This is a genomic window from Polynucleobacter sp. AP-Kaivos-20-H2 (assembly GCF_018882215.1).
GTDB lineage: Bacteria > Pseudomonadota > Gammaproteobacteria > Burkholderiales > Burkholderiaceae > Polynucleobacter.
Map to the genome: position 1 here is coordinate 154,162 of NZ_JACVOX010000002.1, position 23,195 is coordinate 177,356.

Genomic DNA, 23,195 nt, shown 5'->3' on the forward strand with positions numbered 1-23,195 from the left:
AATTAACTGAGCTCGGCTGCAGCAGCAATGGCTTGGTCAATTCGCTCCACTGGAATTACCTTCAATCCTGGAATCTTGGTCTTCGGCATATTCGCTTTTGGAATGATGGCAACAGTGAAACCTAATTTAGCAGCTTCTTTCAAGCGCTCTTGACCACGAGGACAAGGACGAATCTCACCAGCCAAACCAACCTCACCAAAGACAATCAACTCTTTTGGTAATGCGCGATTGCGAATTGAAGACTGAATAGCCAGAAGAACGGCTAAGTCAGCGGCCGGCTCAGAAATCTTGACGCCACCTACCGCATTTAAGAAAACATCTTGATCAAAACAAGCGATGCCAGCATGACGATGCAGTACCGCCAAGAGCATCGCTAAACGAGCTTGCTCTAAGCCAACGGCTAAACGACGGGGATTAGGCACATGCGCTGTATCTACTAAAGCCTGAATCTCTACCAACAAAGGTCTACTGCCCTCTTGTGTAACCAATATACAAGCGCCCGGAACCATTTGCTCATGTTGTGACAGAAAAATTGCTGACGGATTCGTTACGCCACGCAGACCTTTTTCAGTCATCGCAAATACGCCCAACTCATTGACGGCGCCAAAACGGTTCTTGATCGAACGTACTAAGCGGAAAGAGGAATGTGTATCACCCTCAAAGTACAAAACGGTATCGACAATGTGCTCTAAGACCCTAGGACCGGCGAGATGACCATCCTTGGTAACGTGCCCGACCATCAGCACACAGATACCGCTTGATTTAGCAGCTCTAGTGAGTTGCGCAGCACACTCACGCACCTGCGCTACAGAGCCAGGAGCCGAACTTAATACTTCTGAATACAAAGTCTGAATAGAATCCACCACCAATACTTGTGGCTTCACGGTATCCATAATAGAAATCAGTTTTTCCAACTGAATCTCAGCCAACACCTCAAGCTGTGGCGCATCTAAAGCAATGCGTTTTGCACGAAGGGCAATTTGCGCAGCAGATTCTTCGCCGCTGCTGTAGAGCACATTCATGCCAGCAGAACTCATCTCCGCCAATGCCTGGAGTAGTAAGGTAGATTTACCAATACCAGGATCACCACCCAAAAGCACCACACCACCTGGAACTAAGCCGCCACCCAGTACGCGATCAAACTCTTCAACACCCGTGCTAAATCTTGGCAAGTCTTCAGCGCTAATAGCGGATAACTTTTGTCTTGGAAGGGATTGCGCTAAACCCTGGAAGCGAGCATTAGATGTTGTTTCTGGCAGACCCTCTTCTAAAGTATTCCAGGCCTGACAAGATGGGCACTGACCCTGCCACTTGGCAGAGGTGCCACCGCAAGACTGGCAGATATAAACCGTTTTGACTTTAGCCAAGAGTTACCTAATGAAATATAAAAATAAATAAATAGAAATTAATCGAGCTGAGTGCCCGCTTTATTTTCTTGCGCGCGCTTAGGGGCATCCTTGCGTCGTTGCTCTAGATCGGCCGCTCTTGCTGCAGCATCTTTTTGTTTCTGCTCAAACTCGCGTTGATTGGCTGCTCGCTCAGCCGCTTTTTCGGGCGACGCCCTCTCAGCAGCACGCTTAGCATCTTCTTGAGTCTTTAAACTTTCACGAAGCTTACGTTGCACTTCATGCAAAGCCACCTCTTGTTCGCGTATCGGATCGATTTCCTTGCGATAGTCTGCGCGAGCACTTCTCAAACAAGAATTGACCCAGTATTCCTGGTAGCACTCAGAAGAAGCTTTACCCCAGCGGAATTTAGACCACTCGCGCTGAAGTTCTAATTCTTGCTCAATCTTGTCTAACTGATCAAGCTCAGCCTCTTCAGCAGGAGTTGCCAATACAACCCCACTCAATGCAGACGCCAACAAAAATATTGAAATCAATATTTTTGATTGGAGCAAAAGACTCTTTCTCAAATCTCGACCTTTGCACCCAACTCAACCAAGCGATTTGCAGGAATCTTAAAGAAGTCTGACTGGCGTCCAGCATTCTGATACATCCAAGCAAAGAGACGTTCACGCCAGATTGCCATACCCGGCAATGAAGTGGGAACAATAGTATCCCTTGAGAGAAAGAATGAGGTGTTCATTAAATCAAATTTCAGATCAAACTGCGTCTCAAGCAAAGCCAAAATTTGATTGGTATCAGGAGTCTCTTTGAATCCATAAACTGCACGCACTACATAAATATTGGGGCCAAGCTCTTTTAAAGTAAGTCTTTGGTCATCACTTACATAGGGCACATCCCAGATGCTGCACTTTAAGAAAAAGACACGATCATGAAGTACATGGTTATGTTTTAGGTTATGTAAAAAAGAAACAGGCAAATAATCTACATGGGCAGTGAGAAAGATAGCAGTACCTTCTACTCGGTGCGGTGGGTTCTGCAACAGAGAAGCGATAAAAGTATCCAGCCGAATTCCGTCATTCAAAACACGTTCGCGAACAATTTGACGGCCTTGGTACCAAGTCATCATTAGCAAGAAGCAAATCGAAGCAATCACTACCGGGAACCAACCACCTTCAAACAACTTGACCAGATTCGCGGTGAAGAAGCCGATATCAATAACTAAGAAGCAACTAATGATGATGGCTACAAGAATGGAATTCCACTTCCATAAAGCCTTCATCACCACTGCAGCCAACAAAGTTGTTAAGAGCATTGTGGTTGAAACAGCAACGCCGTATGCATTAGCTAAGTTTTCAGACTTCTTGAAAGCTAAAACAATTCCAATCACAACAAAGCAAAGCACCCAATTGATAAAAGGAACATAGATCTGCCCTTTTTCCTTGGCCGAAGTAAATGCAATTTTCATGCGGGGCAAAAAGCCGAGCAAAATAGCTTCGCTAGTCATTGAGTAGGCACCGGAGATACATGCCTGAGAAGCGATTACCGTAGCCAGGGTAGCCAATACCACTAAAGCAAATGTATATGATTCAGGCACCATCAAAAAGAAGGGGTTTGAGACCGTCTCTGGATGAGCCAGGAGCATTGCTCCTTGCCCAAAATAATTAATCAATAAACAAGGCATTACCAATAAAAACCATGCGTATTTAATCGGACGTATTCCAAAATGCCCCATATCTGCATACAAAGCTTCGGCGCCAGTAAGAACTAAAAAGATAGAGCCTGTCACTGCAAATGCGATGCCCGCATCCTGAGTCATAAATTGAAGGGCGTGAATAGGATTTAAAGCGCCAATAATTTGCGGCGCATCTTGAATTTGGTTGAAGCCCATTAAAGCTAAAGATCCAAACCACACCAACATGACAGGTCCAAAGAGTGCACCAACCACTGAAGTACCTTTTTTCTCAAACAAAAATAAGCACAACAAAATTCCAATCGTAATTGGAATAACGTACGGGATAAAGCTATCAGACACAACTGTGGTGCCCTCGATGGCGGAGAGCACTGAGATAGCAGGGGTAATAACAGCATCTCCATAAAACAGGCAAGCACCCAAAACCCCCACAACCATAATAACGATGGATCGCTTAGATTTCGTTTTAGCTGTGCGCAAAGCAAGAGCCATCAAAGACAGAATGCCGCCTTCACCATGGTTATTTGCTCGCATGACAAACAATAGATACTTAAGCGATACCACCAAAATGAATGACCAAAAAATCATAGAAGTGACGCCGAATATAGATTCAGTGGTCATCGGAATGCCATTTTGCGGATCAAAGCAAACCTTTAAGGCATAAAGTGGACTAGTGCCAATATCGCCAAAGACAATACCAATTGCGCCCAGCGCTAATGTCGCTAGGCCGCCCTTTTGATGATGATCTTGACCCTGGATTTCAACCGGACGCAATATCTCTGAGTGCGAAAATTCGGGATTGCTAACTGACATGAATCATCCTTTTATAGGCCAAATGTTCAACTTAATGCGTGGCGATATGTTACTCCTTAACGATACCCATCAAATCCAGATTTTCCTTAATAAAACTGCTCATTTATGCGTTATTTACAGGAATACCTCGACAGAGGCCCCCAGAAAATGGTAGAATTTCAGCTTCAGACGCGGGGTGGAGCAGTCTGGCAGCTCGTCGGGCTCATAACCCGAAGGTCGTAGGTTCAAATCCTGCCCCCGCAACCAAGAATTACGTACTAAGCCATTAAATTTTAAGGGCTTTTTGCTTTTCTAAGCATTAAAAAAGCCCAATTTCTCGGGCTTTTTCGCTATTTTCAAGTGGGTTTAGTTCAAAACCTTGTAACCACGACCACTCAAACATCTCTTCACAACAGCATCTTGAGCCTGATTACCAGTAAATGCACCGCCTGCACCGCCAATCACGGCGCCAGCTCCAGCAGCCTGTACGATGCCCGTTTTATTGCCACCTGTCACAAGGCCTAATAAGCCACCAACTACAGCGCCAGCACCAGCGCCTTTGGCCGCAGTCTCACCCATACCTGATTGCTGTTGAGCATAGTTTTGGCAGTCTTTTAAATCACTCTCATATGCAGCCTCATTAACGCCCTTCATATCCACTAAGGGGCGAACATTTGCGCCGGCACACCCAACCGTCACAACAACCACCAGAGAACATAGGGAAAGTAACTTATTCATCTGCAATTCCTTTTATTCAATTTCACATCGATCGATGCCATATCCGTTTTATATCATGTCGCAAAAACTGTGTCGAAGATTTTGAATTATTTTTAAATAGCCAAGTTTGGGCACCTGTTCTCGGCGTTTGATGAAAAGGAATCCCTAAATTCTGATAGCGCGCCGTGACATCTGGATGTGGATGCCCATAACGATTGCGATAGCCATTTTGTGCAAAAGCCTGATGAGGTTCCAATCTCTGTAGGAGGGCCAAGGAAGAGGATGTTTTGCTGCCATGATGTGGCGCCATAAAAATCAATTCCCTGTCGCCGATTTCATGCAACATTTTTTCATCTAAGCGCTCGGTAATTTCTGCTTCAGCTTGCTTTTCAACATCACCCGTTAACCAAAGCGAGCTTTGTTGATTGCGCACCTCAATCACGCAACTCATTTCGTTGGGCTTACCAGGATATTGATCAGTAAATACTGTCTCTTCATGAGGGTGCCAAATTACAAATTCGACACCATCCCATTTCCAACGCTGACCAAAGCGACAAGGGATGGCCGGAATCTTTCTTTTATGCAAATTTTGAAGCAGTGGATTCGCGCTAGGCAAAGATCCCATCATCAAATCAAATTGAATACTCTTCAGAAGTGTTGCAGCACCACCAATATGATCACTATCGCTATGACTAATGACCATACGATCAATGTGATTGATCCCCTGGCCACGCAAATAGGGAAGAATTACTCTCTGACCTGCATCATCTTTCTTGCCCTGAATCGGTCCTGTGTCGTATAGCAATTTTCTATTGGCGGTTTCGATGAGAACCGCAGTGCCCTGGCCAATATCAAAAACACTCGCCCTGAACTCTCCTTGAGCGAGATACACCTCTCCAAATAATTGGCTTGGCCAAAAAAATAAGGGGGTAGATAAAAAGATACCAAGCAATCGACCTTTCCACGTTTCTCCAATCGGACCAGGGCGAATTGCATACACAATTCCACATCCAGCAATCACCAGCATCCACCACTCGGGCTGCTTCGACCAAGCTACAGACCAACTCCAACTCGCCATCCATTCCAGGATGACTGCAAGATATTCCATGGATGTATGCGCCGGCAATAAGAGCCAGCGGCCGATAAATTCTGGAAGCAAGGCACCAGCAATTGCCAGCGGGGTCACGATATAACTGACCAACGGAATAGCAAACGCATTAGCCAGTGGTGAAACAATTGAGACTTGGTAAAACCAATACAAAGTCAATGGCAGGAGCGCCAGCGTGACAACAGCCTGGACACGACACGCCTCACGAAGGGCTTGTCCCATGCGATGCATCCAATGCGTTTCTAATTCTTTTCCCGTAGGGATACCCAATAAACCAGAAGAATCTCCCATGGCATACAGAATGGCAGCTACAGCACCGAAAGATAACCAAAAGCCTGGCGTGTAGGGAGCCATAGGATCGATAAGCAACACGAATGCTAGAGCCCACCACCAGATATCAAAGGAACGTGGATTTCGGCCAGTCCATAAAGCGAATGCCACCACCCCAACCATATACATCGTTCTTTGCGCTGGAATCTGAAAGCCCGCCAACCATGCATAGATAAACGCAGTCACAAATCCCGCTACAGCCGCTACCTTACTGACTGGAGCAATCAGTGGCCATGTGCGTCGACGCCATATAAATGCAGCAATTGAAGCGCCAACTCCTGCCAACATCGTTACATGAAGTCCAGATATAGAGATGAGATGCCCAATACCCGTTGCATTAAATATTTGCCAGTCATCTTGATCGATGGCGTTCTGATCACCCATTACCAAAGCAATCAAAACACCTACATACCTCGCATCATCCGACAGCATAGACTGAATCTTTTTTCGCAGATGCCATCTAGCAAGCTCCATACGTAACTCAAACTCTGTCCAAGCGATATCACTATCGAGCAATAACTCCCCAGACCTTACTGATCCGCTAGCTCCAAAGTCTTGATGAAAAGACCAACGCTCAAAATCAAAGGTATGTGGATTTAAGGAACCATAAGGACGCTTTAGCTTTGCCCTGATCTTCCAGCGCTGTCCAGGAATTACCTCTGGAATTGCTTGAGGATTTCTCCAGGCGGGCTGCCAACTCAAATAGATTCTCTCTGGAAAATGATTCAGGGCTTCTTTTCCAGAGAAGGCCTCGTCAACCTCGAAGGCAAACTTGGCGCCCGATGAATTACTTTGTGGCAATGCTGCAACTCTTCCCTTGAGCGTTAACTCTTTGCCCTCCAACTCTGTGGCAAGAATATTCTTTAAGCGATTTTCAGCATACAAAGCATTCCAAGTAAAACCTACTACAAATAGCAAACTAATCACTGCAAATTTCTTTAAAAGAGATTCTGGATTAGAAAGCAGGATTGTCAGCAAACAAAATACGCTAAAAGTCATGGAGGAAATGAGCCAATATTCTGGCAATTGCGGCAAAAGCAAAAGGAGTAATCCCCCGGCAATGAATGCCGCAATAGCTAATCGCAAGTAATTAAGAGGCTAAGTTGAGACTTGAGAGCTGAGGAATACCTGCGCAGAGGGCAGACCAGCGTGGCAATACCTGCATTGCATTACCCCATATCGCCGCAGCAAATTTTGCATCACTGACACCCCTAACTAAGGCGAGTTCTTTTGCAATCCGCGGTAGAAAAGCAGGCTCATTAAAAGCAATACCCTCCCCTCTGAGCCATGCTGGTGGGATGTCGGGAGAATCTGTTTCAGTCACAATGCTGTCAAGTGGCAATTCTTTTAAAAGTCTACGGATTTGCAAAGCACGCTCATAAGTCGCTGCACCGCCAAATCCCAATTTAAATCCGAGCTCAATAAATTGCTCGGCCTGCTGAAAACTGCCATTAAAAGCATGTGCAATTCCACTGGGGATACTTCGACGACGCAAGGCTTTTAAGATTGCATCCTGAGAACGACGTACATGCAAAATTACAGGCAATTGATATTTCTGAGCCAAATCCAATTGGGCATTGAAAAAGAATTCCTGCTTATGAGGGTCTAAATCCTCAACAAAATAATCTAGGCCAATCTCACCAACACCCACAAAGCGAGGATCAGATAGAGATTCAACAATTCTTTTCTCAAGTGTTTCGATGTCACCCTCTTGGGCTTGATTGGTATACAGCGGGTGTATTCCCAAGGTATAAACCAAACCTGGGATTGCTTGACTATATTGATGGGCTAAGTCTCTAACATGAGCACAGTCAGCCACCTTCACAGCAGGCAACAGTATTGCTTTAACGTTTTTTTTAGCAGCCACCTGAATAATTGTCTGCAATGAAGTCGCAAACTCAGTGGCATCTAGATGGCAATGGGTATCAATCCACATGGGATGCCCACTCACACAGAGAATGGTTTTAATACTCCACGCTCCAAATGCAAGATCCGATCACAACGTTTAGCGCGTACAGGGTCATGCGTCACGATCACAAAGGCTGTGCCTTGATCTCGAGCAATATCCAACATCAAATCAAATACGCCATCTGCAGTCTCGGTATCGAGATTGCCTGTTGGCTCATCCGCCAGAACGCAAGCGGGATTACCAACCAAGGCACGAGCTACCGCCACACGCTGACGTTCTCCTCCAGATAATTCACCTGGGGTATGGAGTTCACGTGCAGCCAAGCCAACCGCTTTAAGCATCTTACTCGCGCGATCCATTGATTCATCATTACTAAGGCCACGAATACGCAAAGGCAAAGCTACATTTTCTGCAGCACTAAATTCATCCAAGAGATGATGGAATTGATAAATAAACCCAAGACTATGGTTACGCAGTTGATCTAACTTCTTCACTGATAAGTTATTCAAGTTAGAACCAGCCAAAATGACGGAGCCAGCGCTTGGAGTATCTAAACCACCCAATAAATGAAGTAAGGTGCTCTTGCCAGAACCTGAAGAACCGACGATAGCCACCTTCTCCGATGGAGAAACATCCAAATCAATCGCTTTTAATACTTCTACCGCAGTGGGTCCTTGACCATAGGTCTTGGCTAAGCCTCTGGCCTTCAGCACTAAGTTATTCACATCACTCATAGCTGAATTATTCATAACGCAGGGCCTCCGCAGGTTGGACCTTGGCAGCACGACGACTTGGGTAAAGCGTAGCTAATACAGAAAGACCAAATGCCATTAATCCCACTGTCAGCACATCACTTGCCCTAACATCAGAAGGTAATTCGCTAATGAAATACACCTCACGTGGTAAAAACTGTACACGGAAAATAGCTTCAATGACTGGCACGATGACATCAATGTTCAGTGCAATCAACAGACCTAGTGCAACACCAACCAACGAACCCAAAAGACCAATCGCCAATCCCTGAATTAAAAATATTCTCTGAATGAGTCCAGGGCTTGCACCCATGGTTCTCAGAATAGCAATATCGGCCTGCTTCTCGTTCACAGTCATGACTAAGGTGGACACCAAATTAAATGCGGCTACGGCAATAATTAAAGTCAGAATGATGAACATCATCTTTCTTTCAGTCTGAACTGCTGCAAACCAATTGCGGTTTGATCTTGACCAGTCAGTGACCCAAAGCGCCTGAGGAACAATCGCTGCTAACTCATTAGCGACTTCTGGGGCCCGCTGCATATCATCTACCTTGACGCGCAGACCGGACGGATCATGTAGGCGCAACAGGGCAGCAGCGTCCTTCCAATGCATGATGGTTAGAGAGCTGTCGTATTCATAATGACCACTGTCAACAATGCCGACTACCTGCAAAGTGCGCATCCGTGGCATAGCACCTGCTGGAGTTAAATCACTTTCGGGAACAATTAAATTAATACGATCACCGACATGTGCGCCAACAATTGCTGCAAGTTGTGCGCCCAGAGCAACACCAAAACTACCGGGCTTTAGATCATCAATATTGCCGGTAACAAATTGTTTTGGTAAATCCGAAACCTTACCTTCTTCGCTAGGCAGGATGCCACGAATAGCAACGCCACGCATCACTCCTTCGCGAGTCAATAAGCCTTGCGAACTTACCATGGGCGCCACACCAATAACGTGTGGTTGAGCTGCAACCTTCAGTGCCAGTGGCTCCCAATTTGCCAAACCATCAGGAGCGGTAATCTCCACATGAGATAGCACCGACAACATGCGATCACGCACTTCCTTTTGGAAACCATTCATCACCGAAAGAACCACAATCAGCGCGGCAACCCCTAAGGCGATACCAGCAGTAGAAATCCCGGAGATAAAGGATAGGAAACCATCGCGCCTCCCCACGGTCTTACGACGCTTGGATCGGGTGTAGCGCAGGCCAATTTCTAGCTCAATAGGAAGTCTCAACATAGCCACAGTTTAGTGAATCGCGCAGACAAACTGATGGAATACTTAAATGCCACCTAAAATCAGGGGAATGACTGCGAATTTCACCTCCCCCAAGGCTCCGCTACGCCGCTTCACCCTGATGCTTTCAGGGGAAGATGCCTTAGATGAGCTCGAAAGCAGAGATAGCCCCCGTAAGGGACTACCTCATGAGCGCTTTTTGCTCGGAGAATTACTCCCTCTTGCACCGGTCTTACTGCTCGGACAATCCAATCAAGTAGTCAAACCCAACGAGGTCATTGCCTGCTTACAGCCCGTTCATCTGCATGCCACTCGGGATCACCTCATTTTGATGGGTCAAAACCAGATTGATCTGACTCCCGAAGAGTCAGCTAAGCTTCTGCAAGCAGCACTCCCTTTTATTGAAGAAGATTTTCAGGGTTCTGTACTTTTTCATAACCAGCATTATTGGTTTGTGCCTGCTGGCCCATTTTCCAGCCTAGCAAGTTACAGTGTGGACCAGGCTCATGGCCGGAATATTGATTGGTGGATGCCGCGTGATACTCAAGAAGAAGGAATCGCGAAACGTTGGCGTAAACTTCAAAATGAAATCCAAATGCTTTGGCATATTGCCCCCGTTAATGAAGAGCGCGGACAACGTGGCATACCCAGCATCAACTCAATCTGGATTAGCGGCATCGGTAAGCTCAATGATGTTCAAGCGCCTGCATTATTAAAACAATCGCAGCGCCTCATCGGCTCACACCCCATTCTGGCTGGCCTATCCAAGCTACTATGCCTGCCGCATGAAATCGATTTAGATGATAAAAATTTACTTGGTGCCTTCGCCTGGCTAGATGAACCACAAGCAGCATGGCCTCAGTTAAGTGCAGCACTCCATAGCAAACAACTAGATGAGGTTGTCATCATCGACTTTCCGAGGGGAAAGGTACGCGAACGTATTTTCACTGCTAAAGACCTCAATAAAAAATCTTGGGCCTTCTGGAAAAAAGCTGAGCCACTGACTTGGAAAGAAATTAGTCAGCTATGAGTTACACATGAGTTTCATATGAGCTTATTTTCACAACGCCCATTCTCTGAACGCACTGCTACCTGGTTAGCGCAGAGTGGCTTACACCCACTACTGGCTAGACTCTATGCTGCTCGAGGCCTGCAATCTCCAGAAGAACTCTCGCTCGATTTAAAGCGACTGATTTCACCAGTTGAACTAAAGAATTGCATCAGCACCGCCTCTTTACTCGCCGATATCCTTGAGAAAAAAGAGCCCATGCTCATCGTCGCAGACTATGACTGTGATGGCGCAACCGCTTGTGCCGTAGGTCTGCTAGGTCTGCGCATGCTGGGCGGACCTGATACACCAATTCAGTTTCTAGTTCCGAACCGCTTTACGATGGGGTATGGCCTCACACCCGAGGTTGTTGAGTTGGCTGGACAACAAACGCCTAAACCGAAATACCTGATCACTGTCGATAACGGCATTGCTAGCGAGGCTGGCGTTGATCGTGCTCGTGACCTGGGTATGGAAGTGATTGTGACCGATCATCATCTGCCCGGAGATAACTTACCCAAAGCGCTAGCAATCGTTAATCCCAACCAACCAGGTTGTAGATTTCCAAGCAAAGCTCTTGCTGGTGTGGGTGTGATGTTTTATATGCTGGTGGCATTACGCGCTGAACTTCGCAAGCGCGGTAAATTTACCAATGAAACTCAACCTAAGGTAGAGAACCTATTAGATCTAGTTGCCTTAGGAACAGTTGCTGACGTAGCGCAACTCGATCGCAATAATCGAGTATTAGTTTCGAATGGCTTAAAACGTATCCGTGCAGGGATATCTCAACCAGGCATTCAGGCGCTATTTCAGGCAGCGGCTCGAGACCCACGCAAAGCAAATACTTTTGATCTAGGCTTTGCCATCGGCCCTAGACTCAATGCGGCCGGGCGTCTAGCGGATATGACTTTAGGCATTCGCTTACTCCTCACTGACAATACGGATGAGGCACTCAATCTTGCGCATGAACTTGATCGCATTAATCGCGAACGCCGCGTGATTGAAACAGGGATGCAAGAAACTGCCCTCTCTCATCTTGCCGAAGATCAACTTGACGGCACTATGGCTGAGCGCCCCAGTATTTGTTTATGGAATTCTGAGTGGCATCAGGGTGTTGTTGGCATTGTGGCTTCACGACTGAAGGAGCGCTTTAATCGCCCAGCGATTGTGTTTGCTCCTGCCGATGGAAATACCGGCGAAGAATTACGTGGTTCAGGTCGCTCGTTGACAGGATTTCACTTAAGAGATGCTCTCGATCTTGTTTCGAAACGAGAGCCTGGACTCATTCTGAAATTTGGCGGACACGCCATGGCGGCAGGCCTAACGATTCGAAAAAGTGATTTTGAAAAGTTTGATGCCTGTTTTCAGGATGTAGCAAGCGGCTTATTAACGGATGAATTATTAGAACGTCGCCATGCCCACGATGGCACGTTGGAGCTCTCCGAATTTACACCTGAAATAGGTGACCTACTAGCTGAAGAGATCTGGGGGCAAGGTTTCCCGCAGCCCGTTTTCTATGGGGAATTTGAAATTACCCAGCAAAGTCTCATGAAAGAAAAGCATTTACGACTGATGGTTCGCCCTATCGGCAGTTCTGAACTCAAGCCGACCAATAAGCCACTCACTGCCGTTTGGTTTAACCGCACCCAGAGCCTACCCGCCAAAGCTAAATTAGCTTATCGCCTTGTCACTGACCGTTATCAGGGCCAGGCTCGTGTGCAGTTGATGATTGAAGCCCATGACGAGGCAGCAAGCACCTAAAGGCCTAAGGCAATAACCCCCTTATAATCAGGGGATGGAAGCTGAACAACTAAATACTATTTCGAATACCTTGTCCGATCTGCTCACCCGTGAGCAAGCTCTTCGGGGGTATCTTTGACTTCGAAGTAAAGTCACGTCGCCTTACCGAAGTTAACTCGATTCTGGAAGATCCCACTATTTGGGATGATCAAAAGAAAGCACAAGCGCTGGGCAAAGAAAAGAAATTGCTCGATGGCGTAGTGGCGACTCTTACTGATCTCAATACCAATATTGCTAGCGCACTTGAGCTGTTTGATATGGCCAAAGAAGAGAGCGACTTTGAAACGATTGGCGCTATTGAAAAAGATGTTGAGAGCTATAGCAAGACCATTGGTGATCTAGAGTTCCGCCGCATGTTCCATAACGAGATGGATTCTTGCAATTGTTTTATCGACATTCAAGCTGGAGCTGGCGGTACCGAAGCCTGTGATTGGGCCAGTATGCTCTATCGTCAATACCTCAAGTATTGCGAGCGTAAAGGTTATAAAACAGAAATACTCGAAGAGTCTGATGGCGACGTTGCAGGTATTAAGAGTGCGACGATTAAAGTCGATGGTGAATACGCATACGGACATCTCCGCTCTGAAACTGGCGTACACCGTTTAGTACGGAAGTCGCCTTTTGACTCATCCAACGGTCGTCATACTTCCTTTGCCTCTATCTACGTGTATCCAGAGATTGATGACTCGATTGAGATCGACGTTAACCCTGCCGATATCCGCACTGACACCTACCGCGCTTCTGGTGCGGGTGGTCAGCACATTAATAAAACCGACTCAGCTGTCCGCTTAACCCATATTCCAACTGGGATTGTGGTGCAGTGTCAGAATGACCGTAGTCAGCACCGCAATCGCGCTGAAGCGATGAGCATGCTCAAGTCTCGCCTCTATGAACATGAGATGCAAAAGCGTCGCGCCGAACAAGACAAATTAGAGGCCAGCAAAACTGATGTGGGCTGGGGACATCAAATCCGATCCTACGTTCTAGACCAAAGCCGTATTAAAGATTTACGCACTAACGTCGAAATTTCCAATACTCAAAAAGTATTAGATGGCGATCTCGATGCCTTTATTGAAGCCAGCCTAAAACAAGGCGTGTAAAAACCAACTCTCATTACTGCACCACTATAGATATGAACGATAAAACCCATTTAGATACTGCTCCAGCTACCGAAGTAGTTGATGAGAATCACATCATTGCGGAGCGCCGTGAAAAACTGGCCAAGCTTCGTGCTGGCGGTGTTGCATTTCCGAATGACTTTGTTCCTACTCATTTAGCGACTGATTTGCATGCTCATTACGACAGTCTGACCAAAGAAGAATTAGCCGCCAAGAAAGTTCATGTCAAAGTAGCCGGACGCATGGTTCTCAAACGCGTGATGGGTAAAGCCAGCTTTGCCACCATTCAAGATCGCAGTGGGCAGATTCAGTTCTACATCAATGATGAGCTCAGCGGTACCGATGTTCATGGTGCCTTCAAGCACTGGGATATGGGTGACTTCATCTCTGCTGAGGGCAATCTCTTTAAGACCAATAAAGGCGAGTTGTCTGTTGAATGCAGCAACTTACGCTTACTCAGCAAATCATTACGCCCACTACCGGATAAGTTCCATGGCCTCTCAGACCTAGAGACTAAATACCGCCAACGATATGTCGACCTCATTGTGAATCCAGAGAGTCGCAATACATTTAAAGCGCGTAGTAATGCGATCGCTTCATTACGTCGCCATATGTTGGATGCCGACTTCATGGAAGTGGAGACACCAATGCTCCACCCTATCCCCGGTGGTGCAGCAGCGAAGCCCTTCATTACTCACCACAATGCTCTCGACATGCAAATGTTCTTGCGTATTGCTCCAGAGCTTTACCTTAAGCGTTTAGTAGTTGGTGGTTTTGAGCGTGTCTTCGAAATCAATCGCAACTTCCGTAACGAAGGTGTAAGCCCACGCCATAACCCTGAATTCACCATGATGGAATTCTATGCGGCATATACAGACTATCGCTGGTTGATGGACTTCACTGAAGGCTTGATTCGTGCAGCCGCCATGGATGCTCAAGGCACTGCCGTATTAACGCATCAAGGTCGTGAACTCGATCTGAGCAAACCATTCCAACGCCTAACTATTACTGAGGCCATCCTCAAGTACTGTGGCCAGTCAGGTAAGAGCTATGATGCATCTCAGTTGGATGACATCAACTTCATTCGTACTGAATTGAAAAAAGGTGGCGAAAACCCAGACGCCCCAACCCTCAAGAATGCAGGTATCGGCGCACTTCAACTTGCTCTATTTGAATTGGTTGCTGAGGAACACCTTTGGGAGCCAACCTACATCATTGATTACCCAATTGAAGTTAGCCCACTCGCCAGAGAGTCCGATACCCGCCCAGGCATCACAGAGCGCTTCGAGCTCTTCATCACAGGCCGCGAAATTGCTAACGGCTTCTCTGAACTCAACGATGCAGAAGATCAAGCTAATCGCTTCCGTAAGCAAGTAGAGCAAAAAGAAACGGGCGATGAAGAAGCGATGTACTTTGACCACGACTTCATCCGTGCCTTAGAGTACGGCATGCCTCCAACCGGTGGCTGCGGCATTGGTATCGATCGTTTAGTTATGCTGCTGACTGATGCACCAAACATTCGTGACGTGATTCTATTCCCGCACTTGCGGCGCGAAGAAGAATAAATTCTTCAGCAAAGAAAAAGAGAGGCAACTGCCTCTCTTTTTTAACTTCTTTTTTATTGCTATACCAGCAATAACTTAATTGCCATAGACCTCAACGCCGCCTTTAATAGTTTTAAGGACTTGTATATTCTTAATATCATCTGGCGCAACCTTTAAGGGGTTTTGATCCAGAACTACTAAATCAGCCAGCTTTCCTGGTGTTAGCGATCCCTTGCTGAGCTCTTCCTTGTATTGATAGGCCGCATTGCGAGTAAAGCCCTGTAGAGCCAAATACGGAGTAATGCGCTGTTCAGGCCCCAACACTGCACCGGAGAATGTTTTACGGTTCACGGCACTCCAAACTGAAAAGAGCACATTCGGGCCGGACGAAGGAGTGTCATTATGCAGAGCAAGTGTTATGCCTTTTGTATTAGCGCTATTCGCAGGGCTTAAATTAGCAGCCCTTTCACCACCTAAGACCTTGTTATAAACATCGCCATACAACCAGGTATCGTTTGGCATCATCACTGCCATAATATTTTTCTTCTTGTAGTCATCTAACTGATCATCGCGTGCAAAGAATGAGTGCGCAATCACGGTACGACGATCTTCTGTAATACCAGTCTCAGAAATTGTTTTAGCCAAAGCCGCTAGAGTCATATCAATACCAGCATCACCATTGCTATAACCAAAATATTGAATGTTTTTCTCGTAAGCCAACTTGGTGTACTTATCAAACAAGGCCTGTGGGTAGTAGGCAAAGCCACGCCAGTCTTTTGGAAAACCGGTGATATCTAAATAAGGCTTGGAAAAATAAGCCAAACGCAGTTGCGGCGCCCCATCAGTAGGCACCTGAATTCCGGCAACCTTAAAACCTCTATCACCCTGGCTATAAGCACCAAACTGAAAATTAGGATTAGTCGCCAACATTTGATCAACAACATCGAAGGTTGGTAACGCAATTAAATCGATGGTCACAATTTTTCTATCGATAGCTAATCGCATATTACGCATATCCGCAATGCTGGCTTCGTAACTTTGTGCAGTTGTAAAACCATTGGAGACGTAGATCTTCTCGGCTTTGCGGTAAGTTTCAAACGTCAGATCTTGTGAATACTTGCCGACCGCCTTAGCAACCGCCTCTAAATAAGGCATGCCGATCAATTCACCTGTGAGTTGACCAGTTTTGGGGTCTACCGGAATAAACCCAGAAACGGCCTTAGTAGCTTTTGTGATTCCCAGCTTCTTGAGGCCAGCAGAATTCACCATACCGGTCAACGTAGAAATATTCTCAAGCAATACCGGTTGATTTGGGTAGGCCGCATCTAGATCTGAAATTGTCAATCCACCATCAGACAGCATTGCTTCAGCGTAACCCGTGCCAATAATCCAGCCATTAAATACCTTTGCTTCTGAACGCAGCCTACTAATCACGTCCGTCTTAGTCTGCGGAGGTTTTCTGGAGAAGTAGGCAAGATTTACACCGAGCGTATCTTGGGCGATTAATGCAAAGTGCCCCCAAGTATCAATAAAGCCAGGCAATAGGGTGTGCCCTTTTAAATCTTGTAGAGCGGCATTGGATCCAGCCTGAGTCAAGGCTTCGCGCATGTCGCCGGTGTAGGCAATCTTGTTGTCTTTGACAACCAGTGCTTCAACATACCTAGGGGTGTCACCCTCCATCGTGAGGATGTCCCCGTTGAAGTATACGGTGGGCGCAGTAACATTAGCGGCGGAAGCCAATGAAAATGTAGCTAAAAAGAGGGCAAGAAATTTATAAGTATTTTTCATAATCTCCTTATAAACCATTTAGGCTAAAGAGCCTACCGAGTATTCCGCTTGGAGACCAATTATGCAGCCAAGCCTTTTTCGTCAAACACCCCTTCGAATAAGGCAGAGCTTAAATAACGCTCAGCTGTATCTGGAAGCACCACCACGATGGTTTTACCCGCGTATTCAGGCTTCTTAGCTAAACGAACCGCTACTGCAGCTGCAGCACCGCAGGAGATGCCTACCAAAATACCCTCTTCTTTAGCAATACGGCGGGCAAATTCAATGGCTTCTTCGTTGCTTACTTGCTCAACTTTATCGACTACTGATAAATCTAGATTCTCCGGAATAAAGCCGGCACCAATTCCCTGAATCTTATGTGGGGCAGGCTTGATTTCTTCACCATTGAGTTTTTGCGTGATGACTGGACTTGAAGTGGGTTCAACCGCAACTACCTCAATATTCTTTTTCTTGGTGTTCTTGATGTAACGAGCAACACCGGAGATTGTTCCGCCAGTTCCAACACCCGCTACAAACACATCAATCTTGCCATCAGTATCCTCCCAGATTTCTGGACCAGTGGTCTTTTCATGAATCGCTGGATTCGATGGATTACTAAATTGCTGCAGCAAGACATATTTAGGATCTGACTCTGCAATCTCTTTAGCCTTAGCAACCGCACCATTCATCCCCTTGGGACCTTCGGTCAAGACAATCTTTGCACCTAAAGCCGTGAGCAACTTGCGGCGCTCAATACTCATGGTCTCCGGCATGGTCAATGTCAAAGGGATGCCGCGAGCTGCCGCTACGAAAGCCAATGCAATGCCAGTATTGCCACTAGTTGGCTCAACCAGTTCTTTTCCTGGCCCCAAAATGCCTTGTTCTTGCGCATCATTAATCATGGCCACGCCGATACGACACTTGACTGAATAAGCTGGATTACGGCCTTCGATCTTGGCGAGCACAGTTGCCTTAGCGCCATCGGTTACGCGATTTAGACGCACTAAAGGTGTCTTGCCAATGGTTTGGGAGTTATCGGTAAAGTAAGTCATGAGGATTCCTTAATGCGAAGATATGAATAGAGATCTTATGGGTTAAAGTAATTCTTGTAAAAGAAATGGTGGTTATTAGCTAAATACTAAATGCTATTAAGACACGCCCTGAGAGCGAAGCAAGGTAATAGCTTCTTGCGCCGTCATCACGCCCTCATCGGTAGGGATTACCCATACCTCAACACGACTTTGTGGAGTGCTAATTTTTAACGTTAGATGCTGAGTTGCCTCTTGATTTAGCTTTTCATCTAACTCAACCCCAAGCCACGCCAGTTTTTTACAAACCGCTGACCTCAAAATAGGATCATGCTCGCCAATGCCGCCACTGAAAGAAATCAGATCGAGGCCACCGAGACAGCCAATCATAGCCCCGCCCTCGCGAATAATCTTATAAATAAATAACTCAATCGCCTCTTTAGCCAAAGGATTGGAGCTACTTCTTAGCTTTCTCATGTCCGCAGAGATGGTTGAGACCCCAAGCAAGCCACTCTTTCTATAAAGGAGATCTTGTAGCTGATCATGGGTATAGCCACGCTCGACCAAATACATCAATACACCGGCATCTAGAGAACCGCTGCGAGTCCCCATCATCAAGCCATCTAATGCAGAAAATCCCATCGTGGTCGCCACACTCTTACCATCAATGGCAGCACACAAACTTGCGCCATTACCAAGGTGAGCCATCAAAACTTTATCTCTTGCTTTGTTCGAGCTCTCCATCAACTCGCCAATAATGTACTGATACGAAATTCCATGAAAACCATAGCGGCGGACTCCTTGATCAGTAATCTCTTTAGGTAATGCTAGAGATGTTTCGAGAGTGCTCATGGTTTTATGAAAGGCGGTATCAAAACAAAGAACTTGGGGAATGTCCGGAAATACTTGAGAGAAAGCTTTCACGCCATCCAGGCTATGGGGCTGATGCAATGGCGCTAAGGCACTCATCGCCGACAATTTCTCTAGCGTCGCTGAGGTTGAAATGATGGGCTGAAAAAACTCAGCACCACCATGAACAATACGATGGGATACAGCCCGAATGGGAGGAAGATCTTTAATTCCGAGCAGTAATTCCTTGAGGTGCATTAAGGCCGCAAGAAAAGGATCTTGATCTACATCTACAAAATACTCAGCATGCTCTACCCCTTGATAGGCATAGCGTAGTTCGGTTTTTCCACCTGGCTCAAGACCCTCAAAACTGCCAGCCAAAATAGAAGGCAAGACTGCTCCATCGAGGGTTGGATAAATAGAAAACTTGAGAGATGAGGAACCAGCGTTAACGGTCAGAATTGCCATAAGAATATAAGGTAGGTGTGATGAAGCTCTTCAATAAAAAGCTAATGGTGAGAGCGCTATTAAGTTTTAGTATTTTTAAAAAATGTCACCGCAAATAAAATCAGTAAGACACAAAACCATAACAAGGACCATTCCGGAACCTGTAATCCTAAAATCGCAGGTAACTTAGCAGAACAAAGTCCATCCGCTTTAAACAACCAAGGCAAATCTTGGACCAACTGAAATTGATTGATCCAAACCTCTAGAGGGTCTATGCCGCAAGAAGCTTCTGGATGCGATAAGAGCCAGACCTGCTTACCCGCGATGATTGCTCCAGAACAAGCGGACAGTACCGCCAATATGTGAAATAACTTTTTCAAAGCAGGAATGCCGGCCGCTAAAAAGCAACTGATAGCAATTCCAAGGTAGCCAATTCTTTGCAAGATGCATAGGGGGCATGGCAAAAAAGAGGTGTTCTGATAACCAAATTGCTGAAGTAAGACGGCAAAGACCACCAAGCTCAGGCAAAATAAAGAAATGAAGAGGTATTGAGTGCGGGTCATCCCTAGATGATAGCGAGATCACCCTATAAAAGACCCAAACTCAGGCTTTTATAACTAAAAGTGCATAACTTATAAGAAGTTAATTGCTAACTGAGTCATGGATAGCCCCTGCAGCAACCCAAGATTGAGGATAATTGAGGTTTAGATAACCTCAACAAGATTAAGCATTTATGGCAGCCTACAACACTGAAACCGTTCTGACCGTTCATCATTGGAATGACACCCTTTTTAGCTTTACCACCACCCGTAATAAAGGGCTACGCTTTCGCAGCGGTCACTTTTTGATGATTGGTCTTGAGGTTGAAGGTAAACCACTTGTAAGGGCATATAGTGTTGCTAGCCCCAACTACCAAGAACATCTCGAATTTTTAAGCATTAAAGTCCAGGATGGTCCACTAACATCGCGCCTGCAAAAAATTCAGGTGGGAGACCCTATCCTTGTTAGCGAAAAATCTGTTGGCACTTTAGTCATTGATGATTTAAACCCTGGCAAGCATCTTTACCTTTTTAGTACCGGCACAGGTCTCGCACCATTCATGAGCATTATTCGTGACCCAGAGACTTACGATAAGTTCGAGAATGTCGTTCTCATTCATGGTGTTCGCCTGGTCAGTGAACTTGCTTATGGCGACTACATTAAGAATGAGCTGACTCAAGATGAGTATCTGGGAGAGTTGATTAGAGAAAAGCTCATCTACTACCCTACCGTAACCAGAGAAGCCTTTAAGCATACCGGACGCTTAACGACTGCTATCGAATCTGGTCAGTTATTCAAAGACATCGGCCTACCGCCATTGGATCCTGCAGTTGATAGAGCTATGATTTGCGGAAGCCCTTCCATGCTCAAGGAAACCGCTGAGATGCTGGATGCCAAAGGCTTTAAGGTATCTCCAAGCCTAGGCCAACTCGGCGACTATGTATTCGAACGCGCCTTTGTAGAAAAGTAAGCCTCGAATCAATATAGCTAAAAGTAGTTTAGTTATCGCTATATATTCCTTGCGAATATATAGCGGCCTTGATACAGTGTTTCTAACGAGATCAGTTTCAAGGAATTAAGATGTCACCTACCAGAGAACATTACAACCCGGCCATTATCAGCCTGTTGCGTGCACACGATCAGTTACCCCATGACAATATTGCTGAAAGAAAAAGTTTTCAGCGCCAAATTCTCTTTTTAATGAATGCCATCAAAACTGCAGAATTTGAAACTTCATTCTCTTAAGTAGTCATTTCTAAGACATAAAAAAACCGCCTAAATGGCGGTTTTTTTATTGACCTGAAAAGCACCTAACATCAGGGCGACTTATTTTGGCTTCACTTATTAATCTTCTATTTGAAAATACACTTCAGCGTTTGCTTGTTTGCTAGCCTGGCTAATCACAACTTGATCAGCAACCTTAGATGAGGCGAAAGTTTTTTCCGTAGTCTGCAAAACGGATTTAACAACTGCATCTTGTGTATTTTCAACTGTGTAACCCATGTCGAACTCCCCTATCCAATCTATGCCGGCGTATTTGCCTAATGAGCTTACAGAATAGGGTGTTTTTTTATATCTGAGAAGAATATATATTTCATTTGCTTATATCTATTTAAATATAAGTAGAAAGAGCAAATTAAAGCCTGCATTGGCAATGAGAAGCCATAAACAGAGCCTCTTTAAGGCATTGTCTGAAACAGCATGAACCCCCAAAACCCACTGAGCCAGCCTTAGACCAAGCCAATATGCTGGAATAGCGAATACAAGATAGGTAATCCAGCCTAATCCACCACCCATGAAGCTTGCAGCAACGATTGCAAATATAGAGATCCCAGAAACGAAATGGGATAACAAAGACCGCGTTCTATCGAATGCTTGATTGGTTGAGTTGAGATACAAAGCTGCTGGAGGCCCACCAATTCCACAGGCTCCCAACAACAAGCCTGACAAGCCGCCTGCCAGTCCGTCCAAAGCATTAGAGCTAGTTACTCGTACATGGGGCTTAAATAATAAGTAAGCAGCAAAAAACAAAACAACCAAACTTGTCGCTGTCTTCAGCGTTACCAATGGAATAAATCTTCCCAACCAAATGCCTATGGGTAAAGACGCTGCAGAAAAAACCAACATCAGCCAAAGTCGAGGGCGATCTGTTTGATGGACCTTCCATTGCCGGGAAAGTAATACGCCTCCAAACACTTCAGAGCACATCACAATTGGAATCAAAAAGGGGATTGGGAACACCCACATTAGAAGAGGCGTCATGATGAGCGCCCCTCCAAAACCACTTAACCTTCTGATGAATCCGCCAAAAACTGCTGCGACTAGCAATAAGCCGATCGAGGGCAAGCTTTCAAGAATCAAACGGCCTCACTGACATCATGTTCGCCAGCAATGAGGTCACGAATCTGACGACGGATTTCTAAATAAGCAGGAGTATCTTCAACCATTCTTCGCGGCTCAGGGACGCGAATAATCTCCTTCACTCTGCCAGGACGACGCGTCATCACAACAATGACATCGGAAAGATTGATGGCTTCCTCAATGCTATGGGTTACCAATACGACTGTTTTGCTTTCTTCATTCAGAATTCGAATCATTTCAGCCTGCATCATCGCGCGATTTTGCGCATCTAAGGCTGCAAAAGGCTCATCCATTAAGAGCACCGTCGGATCCACAACTAGCGCTCTTGCAATCGATACGCGTTGACGCATACCGCCAGAAAGTTGATGTGGGTAATGGTTGATAAATTGACTTAAGCCAACTAGCGCAGCAAAGCGAGTAACGATTTGTTTAATTTCTGCAGCATTAATGCCTTTAATTTTTAAACCGAAAGCAATATTGTCAAATACAGTCAACCAAGGAAAGAGTGCGTAATCCTGAAATACCATGGAGCGATCTGCGCCAGGACCCTTGACTACCTTACCAGCACACTCGATATGGCCAGCCGTTGGAACCTCAAAGCCAGCAATCAAATTGAGCAAAGTAGTCTTGCCGCAGCCGCTGTGCCCTAAGATTGAGCAAAACTCATTCTTGCGAACCTCTAATGAAATATCGTCAATAGCCAATACCTCTTGGCCCTTGGCGTGCATTGACGGATAAATTTTTCGTACGTGTTCTACTTTAAGTGCTGGCATTAGATTATCTATTTACATGTTTAA

21 protein-coding genes and 1 tRNA gene are annotated in these 23,195 nt (G+C 45.8%); 7 read left to right on the forward strand and 15 right to left on the reverse strand.

Translation table 11 applies throughout. The features are described from left to right. Positions 1 to 2: 2 nt before the first annotated feature. Genes radA through ICE89_RS05185 form a run of 3 tightly spaced genes read right to left on the reverse strand, consistent with a single transcriptional unit; the run spans position 3 to position 3,852 of the window. Entirely contained in the window at positions 3 to 1,367 is a 1,365-nt protein-coding gene (gene radA, locus ICE89_RS05175) for a DNA repair protein RadA (RefSeq protein WP_216265119.1), read from the reverse strand. A 38-nt stretch (positions 1,368 to 1,405) separates the two neighbouring features. Then, positions 1,406 to 1,900: a hypothetical protein gene (locus tag ICE89_RS05180; RefSeq protein ID WP_255537543.1), complete on the reverse strand. Its 495-nt coding sequence runs from the start codon at positions 1,898 to 1,900 to the stop codon at positions 1,406 to 1,408. Between the two features lie 11 nt (positions 1,901 to 1,911). Then, positions 1,912 to 3,852, reverse strand: coding sequence for a potassium transporter Kup (locus ICE89_RS05185; protein WP_216265120.1), 1,941 nt, complete (start codon positions 3,850 to 3,852; stop codon positions 1,912 to 1,914). Between the two features lie 169 nt (positions 3,853 to 4,021). Here ICE89_RS05185 and ICE89_RS05190 point away from each other — a divergent pair. Next, positions 4,022 to 4,098, forward strand: a tRNA-Met gene (locus ICE89_RS05190). Between the two features lie 99 nt (positions 4,099 to 4,197). Here ICE89_RS05190 and ICE89_RS05195 read toward each other — a convergent pair. Genes ICE89_RS05195 through ICE89_RS05215 form a run of 5 tightly spaced genes read right to left on the reverse strand, consistent with a single transcriptional unit; the run spans position 4,198 to position 9,899 of the window. Next, positions 4,198 to 4,569, reverse strand: a complete 372-nt coding sequence (locus ICE89_RS05195) for a glycine zipper family protein (protein ID WP_216265121.1) — start codon at positions 4,567 to 4,569, stop codon at positions 4,198 to 4,200. A gap of 22 nt (positions 4,570 to 4,591) precedes the next feature. Beyond that, positions 4,592 to 7,072, reverse strand: coding sequence for a DNA internalization-related competence protein ComEC/Rec2 (locus ICE89_RS05200; protein ID WP_370625335.1), 2,481 nt, complete (start codon positions 7,070 to 7,072; stop codon positions 4,592 to 4,594). A gap of 4 nt (positions 7,073 to 7,076) precedes the next feature. Next, positions 7,077 to 7,922 carry a TatD family hydrolase gene (locus tag ICE89_RS05205; RefSeq protein WP_216265123.1) on the reverse strand — a complete coding sequence of 282 codons (846 nt, stop codon included), beginning with the start codon at positions 7,920 to 7,922 and terminating at the stop codon, positions 7,077 to 7,079. A gap of 11 nt (positions 7,923 to 7,933) precedes the next feature. Further along, complete coding sequence (locus ICE89_RS05210; protein ID WP_216265535.1) at positions 7,934 to 8,629, reverse strand: ABC transporter ATP-binding protein; 696 nt, start codon at positions 8,627 to 8,629, stop codon at positions 7,934 to 7,936. A 7-nt stretch (positions 8,630 to 8,636) separates the two neighbouring features. Next, positions 8,637 to 9,899, reverse strand: a complete 1,263-nt coding sequence (locus ICE89_RS05215; RefSeq protein ID WP_216265124.1) for a lipoprotein-releasing ABC transporter permease subunit — start codon at positions 9,897 to 9,899, stop codon at positions 8,637 to 8,639. 67 nt (positions 9,900 to 9,966) lie between these two features. On the opposite strand from ICE89_RS05215, the gene ICE89_RS05220 reads away from it, so the two are divergent. From ICE89_RS05220 to lysS, 4 genes are all read left to right on the forward strand, one after another. Further along, positions 9,967 to 10,926 carry a hypothetical protein gene (locus ICE89_RS05220; protein ID WP_255558711.1) on the forward strand — a complete coding sequence of 320 codons (960 nt, stop codon included), beginning with the start codon at positions 9,967 to 9,969 and terminating at the stop codon, positions 10,924 to 10,926. 18 nt (positions 10,927 to 10,944) lie between these two features. After that, entirely contained in the window at positions 10,945 to 12,705 is a 1,761-nt protein-coding gene (gene recJ / locus ICE89_RS05225) for a single-stranded-DNA-specific exonuclease RecJ (RefSeq protein ID WP_216265126.1), read from the forward strand. Positions 12,706 to 12,739: 34 nt separating this feature from the next. Further along, positions 12,740 to 13,844, forward strand: a protein-coding gene (gene prfB / locus ICE89_RS05230; protein WP_216265127.1) for a peptide chain release factor 2 whose coding sequence is annotated in 2 segments (ribosomal slippage) — positions 12,740 to 12,811 and positions 12,813 to 13,844 — 1,104 coding nt in all. Because the reading frame shifts where the segments join, the coding sequence is not laid out codon by codon here. 32 nt (positions 13,845 to 13,876) lie between these two features. Next, positions 13,877 to 15,427, forward strand: a complete 1,551-nt coding sequence (gene lysS, locus ICE89_RS05235) for a lysine--tRNA ligase (RefSeq protein ID WP_216265128.1) — start codon at positions 13,877 to 13,879, stop codon at positions 15,425 to 15,427. Between the two features lie 75 nt (positions 15,428 to 15,502). Here the strand turns inward: lysS and ICE89_RS05240 are convergent, their stop codons facing one another. From ICE89_RS05240 to ICE89_RS05255, 4 genes are all read right to left on the reverse strand, one after another. Further along, entirely contained in the window at positions 15,503 to 17,194 is a 1,692-nt protein-coding gene (locus ICE89_RS05240; RefSeq protein ID WP_216265129.1) for an amidohydrolase, read from the reverse strand. A gap of 59 nt (positions 17,195 to 17,253) precedes the next feature. Next, on the reverse strand, positions 17,254 to 18,225 hold the full coding sequence (gene cysK / locus ICE89_RS05245) for a cysteine synthase A (RefSeq protein ID WP_215362830.1): 972 nt from the start codon (positions 18,223 to 18,225) through the stop codon (positions 17,254 to 17,256). 96 nt (positions 18,226 to 18,321) lie between these two features. Then, positions 18,322 to 19,518 carry an acetate/propionate family kinase gene (locus ICE89_RS05250; protein ID WP_216265130.1) on the reverse strand — a complete coding sequence of 399 codons (1,197 nt, stop codon included), beginning with the start codon at positions 19,516 to 19,518 and terminating at the stop codon, positions 18,322 to 18,324. Between the two features lie 59 nt (positions 19,519 to 19,577). Next, positions 19,578 to 20,060, reverse strand: coding sequence for a disulfide bond formation protein B (locus ICE89_RS05255; RefSeq protein ID WP_216265131.1), 483 nt, complete (start codon positions 20,058 to 20,060; stop codon positions 19,578 to 19,580). Positions 20,061 to 20,230: 170 nt separating this feature from the next. Between ICE89_RS05255 and ICE89_RS05260 the strand changes: the two genes are divergently transcribed. Both ICE89_RS05260 and ICE89_RS05265 read left to right on the forward strand, forming a co-directional pair. Then, positions 20,231 to 21,007, forward strand: a complete 777-nt coding sequence (locus ICE89_RS05260; protein WP_216263551.1) for a ferredoxin--NADP reductase — start codon at positions 20,231 to 20,233, stop codon at positions 21,005 to 21,007. 110 nt (positions 21,008 to 21,117) lie between these two features. Then, positions 21,118 to 21,282: a hypothetical protein gene (locus ICE89_RS05265; protein ID WP_192874953.1), complete on the forward strand. Its 165-nt coding sequence runs from the start codon at positions 21,118 to 21,120 to the stop codon at positions 21,280 to 21,282. Positions 21,283 to 21,381: 99 nt separating this feature from the next. Here ICE89_RS05265 and ICE89_RS05270 read toward each other — a convergent pair whose 3' ends face one another. The 3 genes from ICE89_RS05270 to ICE89_RS05280 form a co-directional block, all read right to left on the reverse strand. Further along, positions 21,382 to 21,540, reverse strand: coding sequence for a hypothetical protein (locus ICE89_RS05270; protein ID WP_216265132.1), 159 nt, complete (start codon positions 21,538 to 21,540; stop codon positions 21,382 to 21,384). Positions 21,541 to 21,645: 105 nt separating this feature from the next. Beyond that, complete coding sequence (locus ICE89_RS05275) at positions 21,646 to 22,398, reverse strand: sulfite exporter TauE/SafE family protein (RefSeq protein ID WP_216265133.1); 753 nt, start codon at positions 22,396 to 22,398, stop codon at positions 21,646 to 21,648. Further along, positions 22,395 to 23,171, reverse strand: coding sequence for an ABC transporter ATP-binding protein (locus ICE89_RS05280; RefSeq protein WP_215291633.1), 777 nt, complete (start codon positions 23,169 to 23,171; stop codon positions 22,395 to 22,397). The genes ICE89_RS05275 and ICE89_RS05280 overlap by 4 nt, the downstream gene beginning before the upstream one ends. Positions 23,172 to 23,195: the final 24 nt, after the last annotated feature.